Source organism: Pectobacterium hainanensis, from assembly GCF_046237015.1.
In the GTDB taxonomy this organism is placed as follows: domain Bacteria; phylum Pseudomonadota; class Gammaproteobacteria; order Enterobacterales; family Enterobacteriaceae; genus JBJYIN01.
In genome coordinates this window covers 1-18716 of sequence record NZ_JBJYIN010000020.1, presented here as the reverse complement: position 1 = coordinate 18716, position 18716 = coordinate 1, and the positions used below count along the sequence as shown (strand labels likewise).

The 18716-nt window shown below is 48.8% G+C and carries 11 protein-coding genes and 2 pseudogenes; 6 read left to right on the top strand and 7 right to left on the bottom strand.

Annotated features, from left to right (window positions below; translation table 11 throughout):
• The first annotated feature begins 5 nt into the window (after nt 1-5).
• The 6 genes from ACKPVM_RS17570 (at nt 6) to ACKPVM_RS17545 (ending at nt 12615) form a co-directional block, all read left to right on the top strand.
• On the top strand, nt 6-3077 hold the full coding sequence (locus ACKPVM_RS17570; protein ID WP_409311106.1) for a type III restriction-modification system endonuclease: 3072 nt from the start codon (nt 6-8) through the stop codon (nt 3075-3077).
• Between the two features lie 415 nt (nt 3078-3492).
• Nucleotides 3493-4833, top strand: a complete 1341-nt coding sequence (locus ACKPVM_RS17565; protein ID WP_070552926.1) for a DUF262 domain-containing protein — start codon at nt 3493-3495, stop codon at nt 4831-4833.
• A complete protein-coding gene (locus ACKPVM_RS17560) occupies nt 4820-6745 on the top strand; it encodes a GmrSD restriction endonuclease domain-containing protein (protein WP_409311105.1) in 1926 nt (641 codons plus the stop codon). The genes ACKPVM_RS17565 and ACKPVM_RS17560 overlap by 14 nt, the downstream gene beginning before the upstream one ends.
• A 319-nt stretch (nt 6746-7064) precedes the next feature.
• On the top strand, nt 7065-8681 hold the full coding sequence (abpA, locus tag ACKPVM_RS17555; protein WP_409311104.1) for an anti-bacteriophage protein AbpA: 1617 nt from the start codon (nt 7065-7067) through the stop codon (nt 8679-8681).
• A complete protein-coding gene (locus tag ACKPVM_RS17550; protein WP_409311103.1) occupies nt 8678-10867 on the top strand; it encodes a DEAD/DEAH box helicase in 2190 nt (729 codons plus the stop codon). The genes abpA and ACKPVM_RS17550 overlap by 4 nt, the downstream gene beginning before the upstream one ends.
• Before the next feature lie 206 nt (nt 10868-11073).
• Nucleotides 11074-12615 (top strand): glycosyltransferase family 9 protein, encoded by a 1542-nt coding sequence (locus tag ACKPVM_RS17545; RefSeq protein WP_409311102.1) that lies wholly within the window; start codon nt 11074-11076, stop codon nt 12613-12615.
• Here the strand turns inward: ACKPVM_RS17545 and ACKPVM_RS17540 are convergent.
• From ACKPVM_RS17540 to ACKPVM_RS17510, 7 genes and pseudogenes are all read right to left on the bottom strand, one after another.
• On the bottom strand, nt 12570-13361 hold the full coding sequence (locus ACKPVM_RS17540) for a glycosyltransferase family 32 protein (protein WP_409311101.1): 792 nt from the start codon (nt 13359-13361) through the stop codon (nt 12570-12572). The two genes, ACKPVM_RS17545 and ACKPVM_RS17540, sit on opposite strands and share 46 nt — an antisense overlap.
• Nucleotides 13358-14488, bottom strand: coding sequence for a hypothetical protein (locus ACKPVM_RS17535; protein ID WP_409311100.1), 1131 nt, complete (start codon nt 14486-14488; stop codon nt 13358-13360). The genes ACKPVM_RS17540 and ACKPVM_RS17535 overlap by 4 nt, the downstream gene beginning before the upstream one ends.
• A gap of 11 nt (nt 14489-14499) precedes the next feature.
• Nucleotides 14500-15345, bottom strand: coding sequence for a histidinol-phosphatase (locus ACKPVM_RS17530; protein WP_409311099.1), 846 nt, complete (start codon nt 15343-15345; stop codon nt 14500-14502).
• A complete protein-coding gene (locus ACKPVM_RS17525; RefSeq protein WP_409311098.1) occupies nt 15342-16370 on the bottom strand; it encodes a radical SAM family protein in 1029 nt (342 codons plus the stop codon). Before ACKPVM_RS17525 ends, ACKPVM_RS17530 begins: the two co-directional genes overlap by 4 nt.
• A 118-nt stretch (nt 16371-16488) precedes the next feature.
• The gene (locus tag ACKPVM_RS17520) at nt 16489-16719 is read right to left on the bottom strand and encodes a hypothetical protein (RefSeq protein WP_409311097.1); all 231 of its coding nucleotides are present in this window, start codon (nt 16717-16719) and stop codon (nt 16489-16491) included.
• Between the two features lie 106 nt (nt 16720-16825).
• Nucleotides 16826-17664 (bottom strand): annotated as a pseudogene (locus ACKPVM_RS17515) (IS5 family transposase).
• Nucleotides 17665-17764: 100 nt separating this feature from the next.
• Nucleotides 17765-18662, bottom strand: a pseudogene (locus tag ACKPVM_RS17510) (IS630 family transposase).
• Nucleotides 18663-18716: the final 54 nt, after the last annotated feature.

The window sequence follows — 18716 nt, the reverse complement described above, 5'->3', positions numbered from 1 at the left end:
GCACGATGAAGCTTAAATTCAAACATCAGCCCTATCAGGCTGCCGCCGTGCAGGCGGTCGTAGATATTTTTCAGGGGCAGCCATCGGCCTCTGATTCGGCCATTAGCTATCGCCTTGACCCTGGTAATACCAAAAACGGCATTGATGATCTGTTTGCGGTAGATACCGGTTTTAAAAATGCTGAGCTAACCCTCAGTGAGGTTACCTTGCTTGATAACATCCAACAGGCGCAGCGCCAGCAAAACCTGCCGTTGTCGGAGAGCCTGGTCAAGACCAAGGTCGCCAGGCTAAATCTTGATATCGAGATGGAAACGGGTACTGGCAAGACCTATTGCTACATTAAGGCGATCTTCGAGCTCAACAAACAGTACGGCTGGAGCAAGTTTGTCATAGTGGTACCGAGCATTGCAATCCGCGAGGGTGTGGCGAAGTCGTTGGAAATCACGGCCGAGCACTTTCAGGAGACCTACCACAAGAAGGCGCGCTTCTTTATTTACAACTCTAAGCAGCTACACCATCTTGAGAGTTTTTCTTCCGATGCCGGTATCAATGTCATGGTGATCAACGTACAAGCGTTTAACGCCACCGGCAAAGATAATCGCCGCATCTACGAAGCGCTCGATGATTTTCAGTCACGTCGCCCGATCGATGTGATCAGCGCAAACCGGCCCATCTTGATCCTCGATGAGCCGCAGCGGATGGAGGGGAGCAAGACGCTGGATTCCCTCGCAAATTTCAAACCTCTGATGGTGTTGCGCTATTCCGCTACCCACAAGACCACACACAACAAGATCCACCGCCTGGATGCGCTTGATGCCTACAACCAGAAGCTGGTGAAGAAGATTGAGGTGCGCGGGATCTCGGTGAAGGGACTGGCGGGAACCAATGCCTATCTCTATTTACAAGCCATCGAAATCTCAAACAAAAAACCACCAGTCGCGGTTGTGGAGTTCGAACAGAAACTCAGCGGTGGCAACATCAAGCGCGTCACCCGCAAGCTGGGCAAAGGTGACAATCTGTTTGTGCTATCGAACGAGCTGGATCAATACCGCGATGGGTTTGTGGTATCGGACATAAATGCCAATACGGACACCTTGAGCTTTACCAATGGCGTAGAGCTGACGGTGGGTGATGCGACTGGTGATATTTCCGAGATAGCGCTGCGCCGCATTCAGATCCGTGAGACGATCAGGGCGCACTTTGATAAGGAGATGGAGCTCTTCAATAAAGGGGTGAAGGTTCTCTCGTTGTTCTTTATCGACGAAGTAGCCAGATACCGGGACTACTCTGCTGCCGATGAAAAAGGCGAGTACGCAAAAATCTTTGAAGAGGAGTACGCTAAGCACCTTCAAGAGGCCTTTGATAATGGGTTTATGGAGGGGGATGCCCCTTATGCTAAATATCTACGCCGCATTGCGGCCGATAAGACGCACAGCGGCTACTTTTCCATCGACAAGAAGAGCAAGCGCCTCACCGATCCCAAGGTCGCTGCGCGCGGTGAAAATGCTGGCTTGTCGGATGATGTAGATGCTTATGATCTGATCCTCAAAGACAAGGAACGGTTATTATCACTCGCTGAGCCGGTACGTTTTATCTTCTCACACTCGGCCTTGCGTGAGGGCTGGGATAACCCGAACGTGTTTGTTATCTGCACGCTCAAGCATAGTGATAACACCATTTCACGTCGCCAGGAGGTCGGGCGTGGCCTGCGTTTGTCCGTCAATCAGAATGGTGATCGCATGGATCACCCGTCCATTGTTCATGACATTAACGTACTGACAGTTGTGGCCAGCGAAAGTTACAAGGACTTCGTAACAGCCTTGCAGAAGGACATTAGCGAGTCCTTGTCAGCTCGTCCGCGTGTGGCGGACAAGGCCTACTTCACGGGCAAGATGCTGAACACGAACGAAGGCCCGGTTACGGTTTCGGACGACCAGGCCACGGACATTGAGTTTTATTTGATCCAGAACGGCTACGTCGATAAAAAACGCAATATCACAGAGAAGTACCATCAAGACAAGAAAGACGGCACGCTTGAGGCATTGCCGGATGAACTGCTGTCCTATGCAGAGCAGATATTCCAGCTGATTGATAGCGTATTCAGCGAAAGCCAACTCATGCGGGTAGAAGATGGTCGCAAGCCCAAAAGACTGCAGCCCAATGCCAACTTTGAAAAGCAGGAGTTCAAGGCGCTGTGGGGGCGAATTAATCGCAAAGCTACCTACAGCGTACTGTTTGATGATGTTGAGCTGGTGAACAATGCGATCAAGGTGCTCAATGATAAGAATGCTGGGTTGCGAGTAACGCCGTTACAATACACCATTCACCGTGGTGAGCAGACCGATACGGCAACTTACGATGGTCTCAAAAAGGGTAATGCCTTCGAACTGAAAGTTACCGAAACAGAATCGGACAACGCCTCAATCCACTCCTCTGTGCAGTACGATCTGATTGGCAAGTTATCAGAGGGGACTTTGCTTACAAGACGCACCGTTGCCGAAATTCTAAAAGGCCTTAATGCTGATATCTTCGCACAATTTAAGAGTAACCCAGAAAGCTTCATTGCCGAGGCCATTCGCTTGGTCAACGAACAAAAGGCCAATGTCATCATCGAGCATCTGGCCTATGACACGCTAGAAGATAAGTTTGATTTGGACATCTTTACCACGGGACAGAGCAAACAGGATCTCAGTAAGGCCGGGAATAAATTGCAAAATCACATCTATGATTACGTGCTTACCGACTCCGCGATTGAGCGCAAGTTCGTCGAAGAGTTGGATACTAGCAAGGATGTGGTGGTATATGCCAAGTTGCCACGTGGTTTTCTGATCCCAACCCCTGTCGGCGATTACAACCCCGACTGGGCCATTTCCTTCAAAGAAGGCTCGGTCAAGCATGTGTATTTCGTTGCTGAGACCAAGGGCTCGATGTCGTCACTGGATTTACGGCCTATTGAAGCTACCAAGATTAAATGTGCCCGTAAGTTCTTCGATGAGATCAACAAGAAGTTTGCTCCAGAAAACGTGAAGTATGACGTAGTGGATAGCTTCGGTAAGCTGATGGAAGTGGTCAAGTAAGATACAAAGGATTGGCCATGTGGTGGTGAGATTATGGCGCACACAAATTGCCACCTATGCACATGGCCGCATCTGAGCTTTCGTCCGGCATCTCTTGTTTGCGTTTGTATTACGGCGTTAGTTCCCATCTGAAAACGGCCGAGCAATGCTTTGAAGTAAGATACTTTAGCTGCGATTAACTTATCTGTGCGCGTGATGCAGCAGACCGAACCAGTGTCTGAGGAACATGTAGTCATCGGCAATATTCGCATGACGATAAAGGGCGGCTTAACGTTTATCTTCGGACTTGTATCCGACTACAACAAAAAGGAAATGAGCTAATGATCCTCAGGGATATGCGAAAAACTCGTCAGGGAACCAGCCAGAATATCCAACTCCAACCGGCAGATGCGATTGTTGAGCAGGCAATTTAGCCATGGGAACTGTATCCTATCAGGTAAAAAAAACGAGGATGCTGCTAGAGCAGCGCCTCACTATTCCGTCATACCAGCGCCCCTACAAATGGCAACAAAAACACGTCAATCAACTAATTGATGATGTGTTAACCCACCAAAATAAACAGAGCTATCGCCTTGGGACTGTGGTGTTGCATCGGGATAAGTTAAATCCCGCTTATGAAGGTGAGCTCGATATCGTTGATGGTCAGCAGCGCCTTCTGACCTTAACCTTGCTTTGCTCAGTGCTCGATCAGAGTGGTGAGTTTTCAACGCCTCTGTTGGAACAATCTTTTGCTTCAAGGACTAGCATCAATAACCTTGAGCACAATGCCAAAGTCATTGAGAACCGCCTTGTGGGACTAAATGATAACGAGCGCAAATCACTACTTCACTTCGTGTGTAACAAGTGTGAACTGATCGAAGTGACGCTCGATGATTTGAGCGAAGCCTTTCAGTTTTTCGACTCACAAAATGCCAGGGGCAAGGCCCTCGCGCCCCATGACTTGCTAAAGGCATACCATTTGCGCGAAATGATGGATGCCACAGAGCAAGCGGAACGACTACATCACGTTAGCCTGTGGGAGCAGGGTGTCAGTCCGGATGATGAATCCGCTAACCTTCACCTCATTATGGGCGAGTATTTGTTCCGCCTGCGCCGATGGCTGGATGGCGATTATGGCGTGCAGTTCAGCCGCCACAATCTTGAGGTGTTCAAAGGTGTCAACCTCTCAACCTCTGATTACCACTATCTGCAGTCTCTGCTCGCCCTGGATTTTGCAGTTGAGCATTACAATAACGACCCTATCAGGAAGTGGGACAAGCAGAATAAACCTTATCCGTTTCAAGTTAATCAGTTAATAATTAACGGAAAGCGCTTTTTTGAGTATATCCAGCACTACAAATCCCTGCATCACACCCTATTTGAAGGTGACAACGCGCTGCTTGGCAATTTCTTAAAAAAACATACCCGTTACGCTGGCAGTTCACGTAAAGGGGATATGTATATTAAAAATCTCTTTATGTGTGCAGTGATGGCCTATTACGATAAGTTTGGCGACAAAGAATTAATTCAAGCCGCAACAATCTGTTTTTGTTGGAGTTACTACTTGCGCTTGCAATATCAAAAAATCGGCATGGACAGTGTTGATGGCCATGCGCGTGAGCCCCGAGGACTATTGAGAGTGCTCGATAAAGCGATCCACCCACAACAAGTCCTACGCTTTCAGCCAAAGCGTTGTATAAACATTCGTTTTCAAAATGCCAAACCCGTAGAAGATTCAATCGCTCAGATGCTGGGAGATGTAGATGCCGACGAGTAATGATTTAGCCTTGCTGACCATCGAACAGTTATTCAGCGCTAATAGCCATTATGTTATCCCTATTTATCAGCGTAACTACGCCTGGGGCGCGCAGGAGATTGAACAGCTTATTCGGGACATTGCAGATGCTGCTGAAGCCCTTAAAAATGCAGAGCAACAGGAAGACCCGAAATACTATCTGGGCAGCTTGGTGGTATATGTCAGAGATGGCGCTGATAGCGCACACCAAGGCGTAATAGTCTATGAAACGATTGATGGACAGCAAAGGTACACAACGCTGTCGATTTTGCTCGCATACTTAAAAAAAGTTGCTTGTTGCAGCGAACAAGATTTATCCCCGCTTCACCTTAATCTCGACTTTGACAGCCGTCCTAAATCAGCCCGAACGCTACATAAGCTGTTTCAACAGGATCAGAGCAATGATCCTGAAGAACCCTCAATCCGAGCGGCGTTTACTATTATTGAACGCTACTTTGAGAAAGAGGACATAGACACCAACAACTTTTGCCGATATCTACTCAAACACGTCACTATTTTACGGGTTCCTGTGCCAACAGAGACTGATCTCAACCACTACTTTGAGATCATGAATAACCGAGGTGAACAGCTAGAAAAACACGAAGTGTTGAAAGCGAATTTGATGTCAGTTTACAACGGTGAAACTGCCGCAAGAAACGGCTTTTCTGCCATATGGGATGCCTGCGCTGATATGAATCGCTATGTGCAATTGGGCTTTAGCTCAGAGGCTCGCAAAGCATTATTTGGTGAGCAGTGGTTAGGATTCCCGGCGAGTTTTGAAGAGATAAAATGCGCGATAGAAACTAATCGTGATACAGACGAAAAGCTGACTATACGGGATATTATCGAAAGACGACGCTTTCATCACACTGATGACAACGATGAAAAAGCAAAAGAGCAGCGTTTTGATTCGATTATCGATTTCTCCAACTTCCTACTGCATGTGCTAAAAGTGACAGTGGATAATGACGTGTCATTGGACGATAAAAAGCTACTTCAGGCATTTGAAATCATAAAAAATGACCGAAAAAAAATCACCCAGTTTGCTTTTAACTTGCTGAAGTTTAGAGTCTTATTTGATCGCTATATCATTAAGCGCGATCAGGCTGAGAAGTGGAGCCTGCTGACGCTTGAGTACTATGCCAGAGACAGGAATTCGAGCTTTAGCTATAACAACTCTTTCGATCAAGATGAACTGTCTGGTGTAAATAAACAACTAGCGATGATCTTGTCGATGTTCCATGTCTCCCACCCTGCCTATGTTTATAAGCGATGGCTCAATCGCTCACTGGCCATTTTGAATACTCTGGCTTTGGGTCAACTGAACGTTGACGGAGCGGCTTACCTCAGAGAGCTTGAGCAACTCAGCCATGAGTTTTTGGCTGAGATTTGTGGTGAAAAGGAGCAATTCGATGCAGAGGCTCTGCACCGCGGTACCAGCGTACAGAACTTTGTGTTTAATCTGCTCGACTATCGTTTGTGGCGTGATCTTACTACGGGCCAATCATTCGATGGTAAAGGGCTTAATAATCCAGATATTAAGAAACACTTTGATGGCTTCCAGTTTTCGCCGAGCCGAACATCGGTTGAGCACTACTTTCCTCAAACCGATCCCTCTGGCGCAAACAAAATGGGGGATGATGTCCATCGTTTCGGTAACCTCTGCCTGATCTCACCAAGCAGCAACTCGAGACTTAGTAATTATTCGCCAGCAGACAAGAAAAAATTCTACGTCGAAACAGAACGAGCAGAGAGCCTAAAACAAGCAATCATGATGAGCTATGAGGAATGGGGACCGGAGGGACAAGGCTTTAAAAACATAGCAAGCCATGAATACGCGATGCTGACATTGCTCAAAGAGCATCGAGATATGACCCTACCAACCAGGAAATAATGTGTGCAACTGTGTTTTATAATATCAAGTGTGATTACAATCGCTGGCGATGCCATAGTGCCGTTGGCGGTCTCAGCTCTGAACTATTTGAAAACCAAAACCTTGATTAAGGCTGTGCCTACCTTACGTTAGTTGGGACAGTATGTTATATAACCAAATTAGACGTCAGGGTTCCAATATTTGTGGAATCCTGAAAAGCTTGATACCTGCGACCGAGAATGGCTGTGAAGTATTTAGATCACTGGTGATGATACAGTGATCCGATTGGACTGTGTCATAACATCTCCTTAATTTTCGCAAAATTGTCACGGATGTCTAAATGGAGTCGAACGATTCAGGCGGAGTAGCCGCCAAGCACGGTTTCTTATTTCAGGACTGCGTAGCCGCTTACCATGTCACCCGAATGCTTCGTGACAAGACTATCCGCAGTGTGCGCTGCGAGGTCACAGACGATATCGACATTGTATCTGATGGATACATCGACTTCGTTCAGGTAAAAAGCACCGGCAAAACACGTTGGAACATTTCGGACATCGTTCAGAATTCAAAAGGTGCTGATAAAAAGACGATCCCCTGCAGTTCAATTTTGCACAAATCAATGCAGTGTGAGTCTGACCTGTCCCTTGGACGTAGGTACTCCATCGTCACAGAGGAAAAGGTCAACAAAACCCTGGAGTACTTGACGATCAACCCAAACGCCCGACTAGATAAGCCAGGTCGACAGGAACTCATCGATGATCTCAACAAACGCACAGACAATTTTTTAACAGACTCAGGTATAAGCGTTCCAGATTGGATCGATGCGGCTACATGGGAAGTGTTTTCATCCCTGCGAGAACTTGAACTTCTAGGGATCAAGAACATACGGCTGGCCTCCCATGATCTACATGGGGTCATTCTCAGCTCCGAGACCGTCGCCGAAGACATTTGGTGCCGCATCCTTGATACTGTGACGCGCAAGGGCGAGCATTCTCGACGCATTCACAGTGCGGATGACAAGTCCTACTTACGACCAGACTTACTTAAGTGGTTCAAACAACGTGTCGAAGATGACCAGTCTCGGTCAGGCCGCAAAATCTACGTAAAACGGGACTTGCCCCACATCCTCATTCCATTTAGAGCGCCTATGGCTTCGGTCTGCGCTAAGCGTAAAGGCCAAGTTCTACATCAACAATACTCGCTTAAGAAATACCGCTACAAGCACATCGCGGATAACGTCTGCCAATGGTTGGATGAGGTCTTTCTCCGACCAAAAGAAATGTCTGATATTCATAAACTGACACTCATTGAAAAGCGAGAACGACTAAAGAATTCCGTCTTCAAATCGCTTCATGACGTCAGCGAATTCTTGGGACGAGTGTTGTTGCATGCAACGATCCGGCAGCACCACGAAAGCCAGCCTATCCCTTGCATGCTATACGTGGAAAAAGCAGGAGCCGAAAAAATTCTTGAAAACGTGCATATCGTTCGCCGCGATCCAGAAGGTGATCAGCTTTGGATTGGCTTCAGCGAGTTGGTGACTGATATTGACATTGCAGTCAGATTGCCGGAGATACGGGATCGGTTGTACGAGGACATTTCGGATTGCATCGATACAGCGCGGAGAAAGATCCTCGACATTAAAGACGATAACTACTTGCTTCGCCACGACATTGACGAAATTCTTGATGGAAGCCAACCTTTCGATGCTCACCTAGATCGTTTCACGTTTGTTCTGTTCGTGGGCTACAACTCGAACCTGCTAACCGAGCCTGAAACGCCCGGGTTCGAGGATGACCTGGAGAAGGAAACGACGGTGCTATTCGAAAAATTCGCGGCTGACCTTATCGAGGATTCGCCGTTCGCGAATCTTTGCATCCACGTGTTCATTTATCCAGCTCCGAGTCTTGAGCGGTTAACCCAATTGGTTGATGAGAAGGTGAGAGAGGTCGTATGACAGAGCTCTATGAACAGGCGAAAAATAGTCTGCAGGGTGAGGACTTCTCATCTTTCGATTACCTGTTTGTGGTTAACAAGCTGTTGTCCAATCCTGTTTCGTATGACTTGGGAAGGGACTTAATCGTACGTGCTCTCGATTCGCGCGAGCGGTTTTCCGAACACACCACAATTTTGAAAAATATGGTGAGAAAATCAGGTTTGTTCCCGTACCTCAAAAAAGAGTTCACTGGCCTGACACCGGACGACCTGAGGGTACTTGAGCTATACCGGACGCCATTCTCGGATGGTTACGTTTTCCACTCAATGCAGTTCCACATATTCGATCTGCTCAAGTCCGGTCAAAACGTGGTACTGAGTGCTCCTACAAGCATGGGCAAAAGCGCAATCGTCGATTCGTTGCTAGGCATGGGAACGTTGAAGCGGCTCGTTCTGGTTGTTCCAACCGTGGCTCTTGCCGACGAAACCCGTCGCCGACTGAAAGAGCGATTCGGTGACCGATATCAGATTATCCACCACAGTTCCCAAGTGTGCCATTCCGATCAGGCTGTCTATGTATTAACACAGGAGCGAGTGAACGAGCGTGACGACATCGTCGACATTGACCTCTTCGTCATTGACGAGTTTTACAAGTTGGCGTTCCGGCAACTGAAAAGCGGGGCCATTGATCATCAAGACGAGCGAGTCATCGAGCTCAACATTGCGTTGAGCAAACTGCTTAAGGTCTCCAAGCAGTTTTACCTGACTGGACCGTTCGTTAACAGTATTCGCGGTCTCGAAAGACTTGGATATCCGCATACTTTCGTTTCCACCGACTTCAATACGGTCGCGCTAGATGTTCAGACGTTCGGCATTAAAGCGAATGACGACGAAGCCAAGCTCAAAGCCCTGGGGGAGATCGCACACGCATGCGTCGACGCTACGATCATTTATTGCAAGTCACCAACTGTTGCCGGCCAGGTGGCGCGCGAGCTGATCAGGATTGGGCATGGCACTCTAACTAAGAGTCCTCATATCGACTGGGTCAGCGAAGAGTTCGATGCCGACTGGGATTATGCGGTCGCACTAAGAAACGGTATCGGCTTGCATTTTGGCGCGCTACCTAGAGCGCTGCAGCAATACACCGCTGACCAATTCAATGCTGGAAAACTACGTTTCTTACTCTGCACCTCCACGATCATTGAAGGTGTCAACACTATCGCTAAGAACGTCGTGATCTACGACAATCGCGATGGAACACGCAGCATTGACAAATTCACCCATGGGAACATTAAGGGGCGCGCCGGGCGCATGGGCGTTCACTTTGTCGGCAAAATCTTTTGCCTGGAGGAAATCCCGGAAGACAACCTCAATCAAGAGGTAGATATTCCACTCGGAATTCAGGACAATGATACCCCAATCAACCTCTTGGCCAGTGTTCAACCAGACCACTTGTCTGAATTTTCACAGGATCGTTTTAATGAGATCTTTATAAGCGATCGTGTTTCTATCGACCTTGTGAAAAAGCACTCATACTTCCGTGTCGAGCAGCTCGAAGTTCTGCAAAGCATGTTCGAGATGATGGATGACACCGAATTTTCCTCGCTGGTGTTTCACTGGACCCCCGCGACAAACTTCCTCAAGACCTTTGCAAATATCATTGCCAGACTGGTTCCCCATACGTTCAGTCGCAATGGAGTCCCTGTTAAGCCTACGGATGTCGTGGTCGCCAAACTTGCTGGCTATTTAAACGCTGAAAGCTATTCGGAATATCTGAAAAATCAGATCGTTCACGCACGACAGTGGGTGTCTGAAGGGGAGAAGCGCACTCTTTCCATCGCCCTCAACAATGATTTGAAGCTCATCACCAATACTTTCGGTTACACCCTACCTAAGGTGCTCAGCTTGATGGAGGATGTAGTCAAATACCACGCGTTGAAGCGAGGTATTCGCAGCAAAGTCGATTATACGCATGTCAAATTGGCATTCGAGAGTTTCCATCTACCACCAGGTGTCAATGCCTTGGAAGAAATCGGCATTCCCATTCAGACGTTACACCGACTGGTAGACTTGCTGGAATTTTCCGACCAGGCTGATGTAGATGAGTTGTGCCAGTATCTTCGGGATGCTCAGGACGTTTGGAGTCGATCGATTGGGTATGTGGATCAGTCGTTCATCAGGCGCGCGCTCGGCATTGAACAGCATTGATTTAGGTGCATTTGTGTTCCTTGGTCGGTATAAACCGTTAGTTGCTTACCGTCCTGTTAATAATGGCTTTGACCGAATCTTAGCTCACCTCGCTTGCTATTGCGCTTCCCAATTGGCAGCAAGATGGAGTTTGAGGCTAATTAGAATACGCCGCATCACCCTGAAAAAACCGTGTGGCCGGGATCGGCCCCCTGAGCAAAAGACTGGTGAGCATATTGATAAGTTTTCAGATTTTACGCAAAGCGGTTTCCAGGTTGATATTTCGCCTGCTGGCGGACAAGCCTCTGCCCACGAAAAGCCCCGGCGAAAAACTGCATATTCTTCTGCTTCGCTGGGACGCAAAATTGGGCGACTCCATCGTATCTTCTTTCTTTTTTCGCGAATCACGTAAGCTCAATGCCCGATTGACTGTACTTACGGTTAACGAGTTAGCTGAAATGCATACCAACACCTTCGGTGTGGATGACGTCATCGTTACGAATCCGCATCCAGGGCTTGGTGAACTACGCAGATTGGTGAACCAACTAAGTAATGTCGATGTCGTTGTTCATCTGGTTGGACGACTGCAACCTGCCGAAATCGTTTTTATGCGGTTACTCCGCCCGGCGAGTATCTATTCCCTTGATGATTCACTGCGCTGTGTGAATCGTAAAATGGGTTTTGCTGCAAACACGCTCAATATCGTGGAGCAGTACAAATATATTCTGCAGGATCTGGGCGCGAAAGTGATCGACACCCAGTACATTGTGCCGTTGCCTGCCGAGCTCCCGCCTGCGGCACTTTCCCCCCAAATACTTTTTAATCCTTATGCCAGCCGAAGAGACAAGGGGCTATCCCCTTCCCGGGCAACCGCAGCTCTACAAGCTATCGCCAACGAATTTCCCAGCCATTCCGTGGGCATTCTTTGCAGCCCTTCAACGCTGCACAGCGCACAGCATCTGGAAAACGCAGTTGCACGCGATAATGTAGCATTGTTGTGCGATGGGCTAACGCCCGAAAAGGTTGCAGGATATATTCGCCGCGCGCAGGCAGTTGTTAGTGTGGATACTGCCATTGTGCATATGGCTGTTGGCCTGAAAGCGAAGCTGGTGGCGATCTACCCGTTGATTGCAGGTCAACACAACCCATGGTTGCCGCCTCGCTCACCTTTTACACAAGTGATCTACAGCGAGCAACAGCCAGACACACTCCGTCGTACGGGCAAAAAAAATATGGATGCTTTTTCGCTAACGTCATTAATAAACGCGTTGCAGACTCTCTTAACGCTGCCAGCAGAAGCGAAAAACAGCATGTCGCTTAACGCCAGAGTCATCCCCGGGCTAGGGGTAGCAACGGGTACGCTGGCGCGACAACTGCCCTTAATCTGTGAAAAATTTCCTGAAGTTTCAGGCTGTTATGCCGGCACGATCAACCTTGAATTCAGCGTTCCTGTCGCAGTCGTGCGCCCTGATCACCGTACCGCGCCGCTGGCCTGGACTCCCAGTGGACGCACTACCGAGATATTCGATCTACTGCGCATTGAACTTGAATTCAGCCATTTAACTGAACGCATCCCCGCATGGCTGTATATTGCCCATAGCTCGCCACACCGCCGGACGCCGACCATTCACGAAGCAATCGCGCCACGCATTAACCTCAATGGCGCCACGCACTGTCGACTCCACTTACCCGCTGAGGCTATCGTACTGGGCGAAAGCGGTACTCAGGCAACGGAAGCTATCAATTTGTCACTTTCATCAACCCAGTAATCCGCATTAGCCTCAATATGCAAAAACAGTTTTGCCAGCAGCGAACCACCAGCTAGGAATTCAGCCACGGTTTCTCTCCGGGCTTCGGTACGCCGGAAATAGGTGTTGTAAAGTTTGAGAATGGCCACGTCGTTAATCAAAAACGCCCCGACGGCAATATCGGTGCGACGCATCACCTCGCAACCAGCAAAGTTGTAAAGAGGACAGTATCCGGGATCGATGACCTCCCCGCCAATCGGGATGGCAGCATCGGCAGCCTGGGCAATGATATTTTTGATTCTCCCAGGATTACCCCAAGCGTGATTCTCGCTCTCAAGCCCTATAGCTAAGGCTTGCGCAAGTATGGGGTTCCCCGGCAGGGACGCGAAAATACACTCGCTATGCCAGTGCAATTTATGGCTCAGCCCTGTCGGAAATAACTCAATACTCGGATCTCTAAACAGCAACGTATCCGCATCCAACCATGCCCCGCCCCAGCGATGCACAAACGCCATGCGAATGAAATCGCTCTTCGCCACAATAGCTTCAATGCCGTTCGCCAGCGTAAAGCTCAGCGGTTCAAAAGCCCAAGCTTTATTCATGATGTCAGCATTGATGTGCTCGCTTACCGTTCGCGGCGTAAGCAGAAGAAAACGATCGCCCAGAGCTCTGCGCATAGAAACCAGTGCTAGGGCAACATAAGCCGGCATGATCTGACCCGGTGCGTTTTCCCAGTAACTGACGTAATGGATAGTGTCGGACGTCATTTCACCAGCACCTTACCTTTCTCACACAACAGCCCATTTTGCATCAGATATGTTCTGAGCATCACCAGTGATGGCGCGCATGCGGGCTGAGCCAAAAACTCATTATTTAATGCAGACTTGTACAGATTAAGCCAGGTCAGCACCGGCACATTTGGCAGGAAAGCCGGTAAACTATCCCGGTTGTCTTCGCCAAATAACAGACGCAACGCACGCAAAATGGGCTGATAGCCCGGAGCAGAAAACAGTTGCGCGACGTTTTCATCCAAATGCTGCTTTACGCTCACACTGTTCAGCCGATCCTCCACCGACGCATCAGTTAATGCCACCCGGGGATCTAGCGCCACAGGGTAAATGGCACGAAATGACCGGGCACCGTTACACAGCGATTCATACAACACTTTGTCCGCCGTTGCCCCAGTCACCAGCACGTCATCTCCGAAAATGACATGCACGCCGCTCCAGCGGTAAAAATTCTCCGCTGGGATCACATGATCCTGCACGAGATTGACCCGATCGCGCTCGGCCTGGCTAAGGCTGGCGTAATTTTCACATGGAGGCGCAATCCTGGGAAGTTTAACGTTGATAATGGTGGGCAATCCTTTATGCGCCAACGTGAGATTAATTTCCTCAACTACGATATCGTAGAGCACATTGGCCGTGGAAGGCACATTACGCCAACCCGTGGTCATCATCACAACACTCTCCCTCTCCTCTTTGGCCTGGTAAAACAACCCTGACCATGAGGAGGAGGTGTCATCCAGTTCTGCGGCAAGATAGTCGATAACGCACCGCGCCAGATAGCGTATCTCGCTCACTCCACCATATTTCGCACGGCTATAAATGCCCGCCAATGTTGTCGCATCAGCACCGGTACGCATATCGCAAAATGATCCAGTCACATTCGGCGTCAGATAATGCAGCGCCTTACCACCAAAAATAGCGACGTAATCGGACATGTCGATCAAACCGCGTGCCAGCAAGTCGGTCGCGAACGCGCGAAAACCGGATTTAACATCCTGCGCATTGATCTGTGCACTGGCCCGGCGAAACATTGCCAACTGGGTTGCGAGCGGTTCGTTGTGCAACGTGTTCCACTCAAGTGAATGCAGGGTTTTTAGTCCATTCATGGTGAAGATCCTTAGCGAGACGCTGGCACAGTGTGAAATTGAAGGTCATCCAGCAGAACATCAATGCGTTTACGCTGCTGATAATAGCTGAGGGATTGAAGCCCTAATGGCTTCAGTGCCTCCACCAACTCGGCGATCCCCGCTCCGGCATCGCGCGGATCATGCGCATCGGAGCCGATGGTCAACGGCACATTGTTCCCCAGTAATTTCTCAAGCAAAGCACGGGAAGGATAGGACCATCTTCCTGTTATTTCTTTACCCGTCGTAGGATCAAGGCTGGATTTACGTAGGCCCGAAGCATTCAGCTCATATGCGATACCGCTGCGTACGAGCGACGCAATCAGCGGTTCAAAGCGACGCAAAAACACATCCTCTGGGATTGCGCGCAGTAGCGTGTCAGCATGCCCAACCGCATCAAACAACTGGCTTTCCAGCAATGCTTCAAGCTGAGCAAAGTACTTGTCCAGAAAGGAGGCTGCCGCTAATCGGGGCAGTTCCCAGACCTTCACCATCGGCTCTTCGGCAACAGTGACGTAGTGAATTGAACCGATGACAAAATCCATCGGATAGTGTGCAAGTAATCGCCGATTATAACGCTCAGTACCTGGCATATAATCAAGTTCCAGACCGCGTAGCAACGTGATCTCGCCTTTATAAGTCTGCTGCGCCTTATCAATATCGGCGAAATAGCTCTCCAGTTCCGATTCCAGCAAACGGTTCTGCGCATCCACCGGGAACGGAGCATGATCAGTGATGGTGAGTACCGTCACCCCCGCAGCAATCGAGGCACAAACAAGTTCGTCGATGGTACCTACAGCATGTTTCGAGTAGAACGAGTGGCAGTGCGAATCAATCATGCGGCCTTCCATTGTTCAAGCAACCCGGAATGCTTCCCCATCTCTTTGACCAGCCAGTAAGGATTATTGGCGGTCGCGATGATCGCGCGAAGCTGCGGGGTGTCTTCCAGCCGCGCCAGCAATTCGGTTAACGGCTGGGTATATAATGCGCGCGACAAGGGATTATCCCGCACATGACTCGCCAGATGATGCCAGTCGATCGCATCAGAATGGATATTTGCAACACGCTCGGTCTCAATACCGTACAGAAACACATCGCCGTTGGGTTTAATTGTCACGTCCATGCCATTGGGCTGGGGTGCACGGTTCAGGCTACCAAAGGTAAAAGGTTTATCCACTTTCGACTCAATCGCGGCAATATATCCCTGCAAGTCCAGATACCCCTTCGGCGTATCTCTTGCAGGATGAACCAGATTTTTGTAGTCGATGTTAAACGTGTCCACACCTATTAATAATTTGTCTTCCAGTACGCTGACTGGCTTTATGCTGGCGTTAATTCCCCATGAGGCCAGTTCACTCACCAGATATTCGCGAGTGAAGGCCCGATCGGTATCAATTGAGCGAAATGAAAAACTGAGCGATGACGGTTTTTTGCGCTGAACATAATCCAGGCTAAATCCATGTGCACGCCATTTTACTTTTTCAATATGGTGGCTATCTGAACTCAAGCGAATATTACAGGTATCACCATTGGCGGAGACAAGACGATTGATCTCATCAAAGATCTTTTCCATCTTCTCATGGCGAAAAAAACCGCTGGTAATAAACTCAAAGCTGTTGCCCCCTCGGGACAACGCCAGTAACTCATAAAAGGTATGAATGTTATTGAGCGGTTCACCTTCGCCACTCACGGAAATACGCTTTACAGATGGATCATTAATGAGCGCCGACAGGTTGTCACGTGCCTGCGTTGACAGTACCATACTCTTACCCGTTACGTGCTTATCCGCATACATGCAGAACGCACAGCCGATGCCACAGATCTGGGTAATATCTACATAAAGCAAATGACCATGTAAATCCATATATAATATTCCGCCATATTTTCGAAAAAAATTCAATTTGGTACAAATGGAACTCTTTTGTAGTGTATGTTTCAAACACCAATTCTCTGCGTATATCTCCTCGGTGCCTTTGATGTATTTAGATAGGTTCCGGGTCCGCCCCCAACAAAGCCTGTAAACGCGCATCGGCCTGCGCCCTGCCGTCCTGTAACATCGTTAATACTGCATTGTCTTCCTGCTGGAGCTGTGCACCAAACAGATCTAATCGATCGAGCATATAGACTGTTAATACAGAACCAAGGCCGGTGACGCACCCCGTCAGCGCAGCCACTAGGGTAGTGATCAGCCCACCGGGAAGAACGGTAAACATCGCGCCGAGAGTTTTGCTGAGGTACTCTTCAAGCAGTACGCCACCAATGACGAATGCGCCGCTGAGGGCAATCTTCAGCCCTGCATCTAGGGTGTGTCCATTAATTTTAAAACCGCGTTAAAAATAAACGGATAGCGCCCAGCTTAAGCATACTCAGGTAGTTTCTGGCTGTTTTTCCCGAGCGGATTGCAATTCGGCGATGTTCCTTCAGCCGAGCAAAACAGCGTTCAACTACATTACGTTTTTCGTACCTCTGATATCAAGTTTTCGGCACTTCTCCCGGCTGGCCTTTTCATTCGACTTGAATGGAATTACAGCTTTTATTCCTTTTATTTTCAAATAATAACGTAGTGAATGGCTTTTGTACCCTTTATCATCCAGCACCGCGCTCGGACGCTATTTCAAGTACCCGCTTTTTCTGATAATCCCAATCCGGTTAAGCAAGGTTTCCGCATATCGGCTCTCGTGGGCCAGTCCACCGCTCAGACAAAAACTCAGCGGTAATGCTGTGCGATCCGTCGCCAGATGGATTTTGGTGCCAAAGCCGCCTCTAGAGCGCCCCAACCCACGACAGTAGAGTTCATCGTGGTACTCTTTTTAGCCCCCGCAGCGGCTTTCAGTGCACGGACATTACTGCCATCCAGCGCGATGGCATCCCAGTCAAGGAGTTCCTTTTCATCCAACATCTGAAGTAATTTGTTGAAAATACAGTTTATGACCCCAGCTTTAGACCATCGATTAAACTGGTTGTAAATCGTTTTCCAGTTACCATAGCGCGCGGACAGATCCCGCTAGGGAGCACCTGAACACAGCCCCCCAGAAAATACCATTCATCACCTGCCGGTGCTCAAGATAGGGGCGGCCTGTTCTGGAAGCTTCTCGTTCAGGCGGTAGCAGAGGATAAACCAGCGTCCATGCATCATCGAGGAAATCGTAACGGACCACGCAAAAGCCTTCTTCCGCTCCAATATATGCTGGACTGTACAAAAAATAATTACGGGACACAGCCTATTCTCCTTTTCCTAAATAGCTGCGCCTAATACCGCTACACTTTTTCCTGACCATGTTTTCCTCCGGGGAATGGGCTGGCGGCTTCCATAAAATGGCGGACCTTTTTCAACAACTGCCACAGCGAGTAAACTGACTGGTAAATTACCCTGAACTTGGGATTTGCTTTCAACCAGCGCTGTGTTTCACGGCTTTTATGGATAATGTAGTTATCTACGATGAGCGTGATGGTTTTTGCCCGTCGATATGTGGCTTTAAGGTGTTTCTGCAGCCTGATGAACAGCGCCGAACTTTTGCTGTTGCCACCAACGTAACTGACCTTTCCTGTGTCGCTGTGTAAGGCTCCGGCAAGATAGTATTTCTCATTCTGACTCGGTGTGACCACTCGTTTTTGCTGTCCGCGTAGTTGCCAGTCTGCGCCGATTTTGAGGTTGGGATGGATATCCACTTCATCCTCATAAAAGACCAGGTGTTCTGCGCTGCATTCGCCCAGTGCTTTATGGATTGTAGCCATTTTTTCATCCTCATGAGGATCGCGGATACGCAGGGTTAGTGCTGCCCTGCGCCATACCAGTCCGGCAGAGGGCAGCCAGCGATGCACAGTCCCGGCATGCAACTAGCACCCGGTTACCTCATTGATTTTTATTACCACTAATTCGCTGTTCCAGCGTTAACGTTGATAACCAAAATCACCGGGAGAATGTTTTATTAGTTCACGTAACAGGGTGCAGATATGCTCAAAAGGCCAGCGTCGGGAGCATTCTGCGGGGAAGATCATCAATACCTGAGTGCGTAAACCAGTTAATCCAGCGACCAACGGATGAACGAGCACAACAGAGTGTTCTGACAACATCGCTGACCAGTTCCCCCCGATGAAGCATCAGCATGGCTGTCAGTCTGCGGGCATGATTTTTATCCCGCGTTTTAGGGATCATTGATCTTACCCAGCATTAGTGGACACGCGACTAAGTGAGTAAACTCTCTACCAG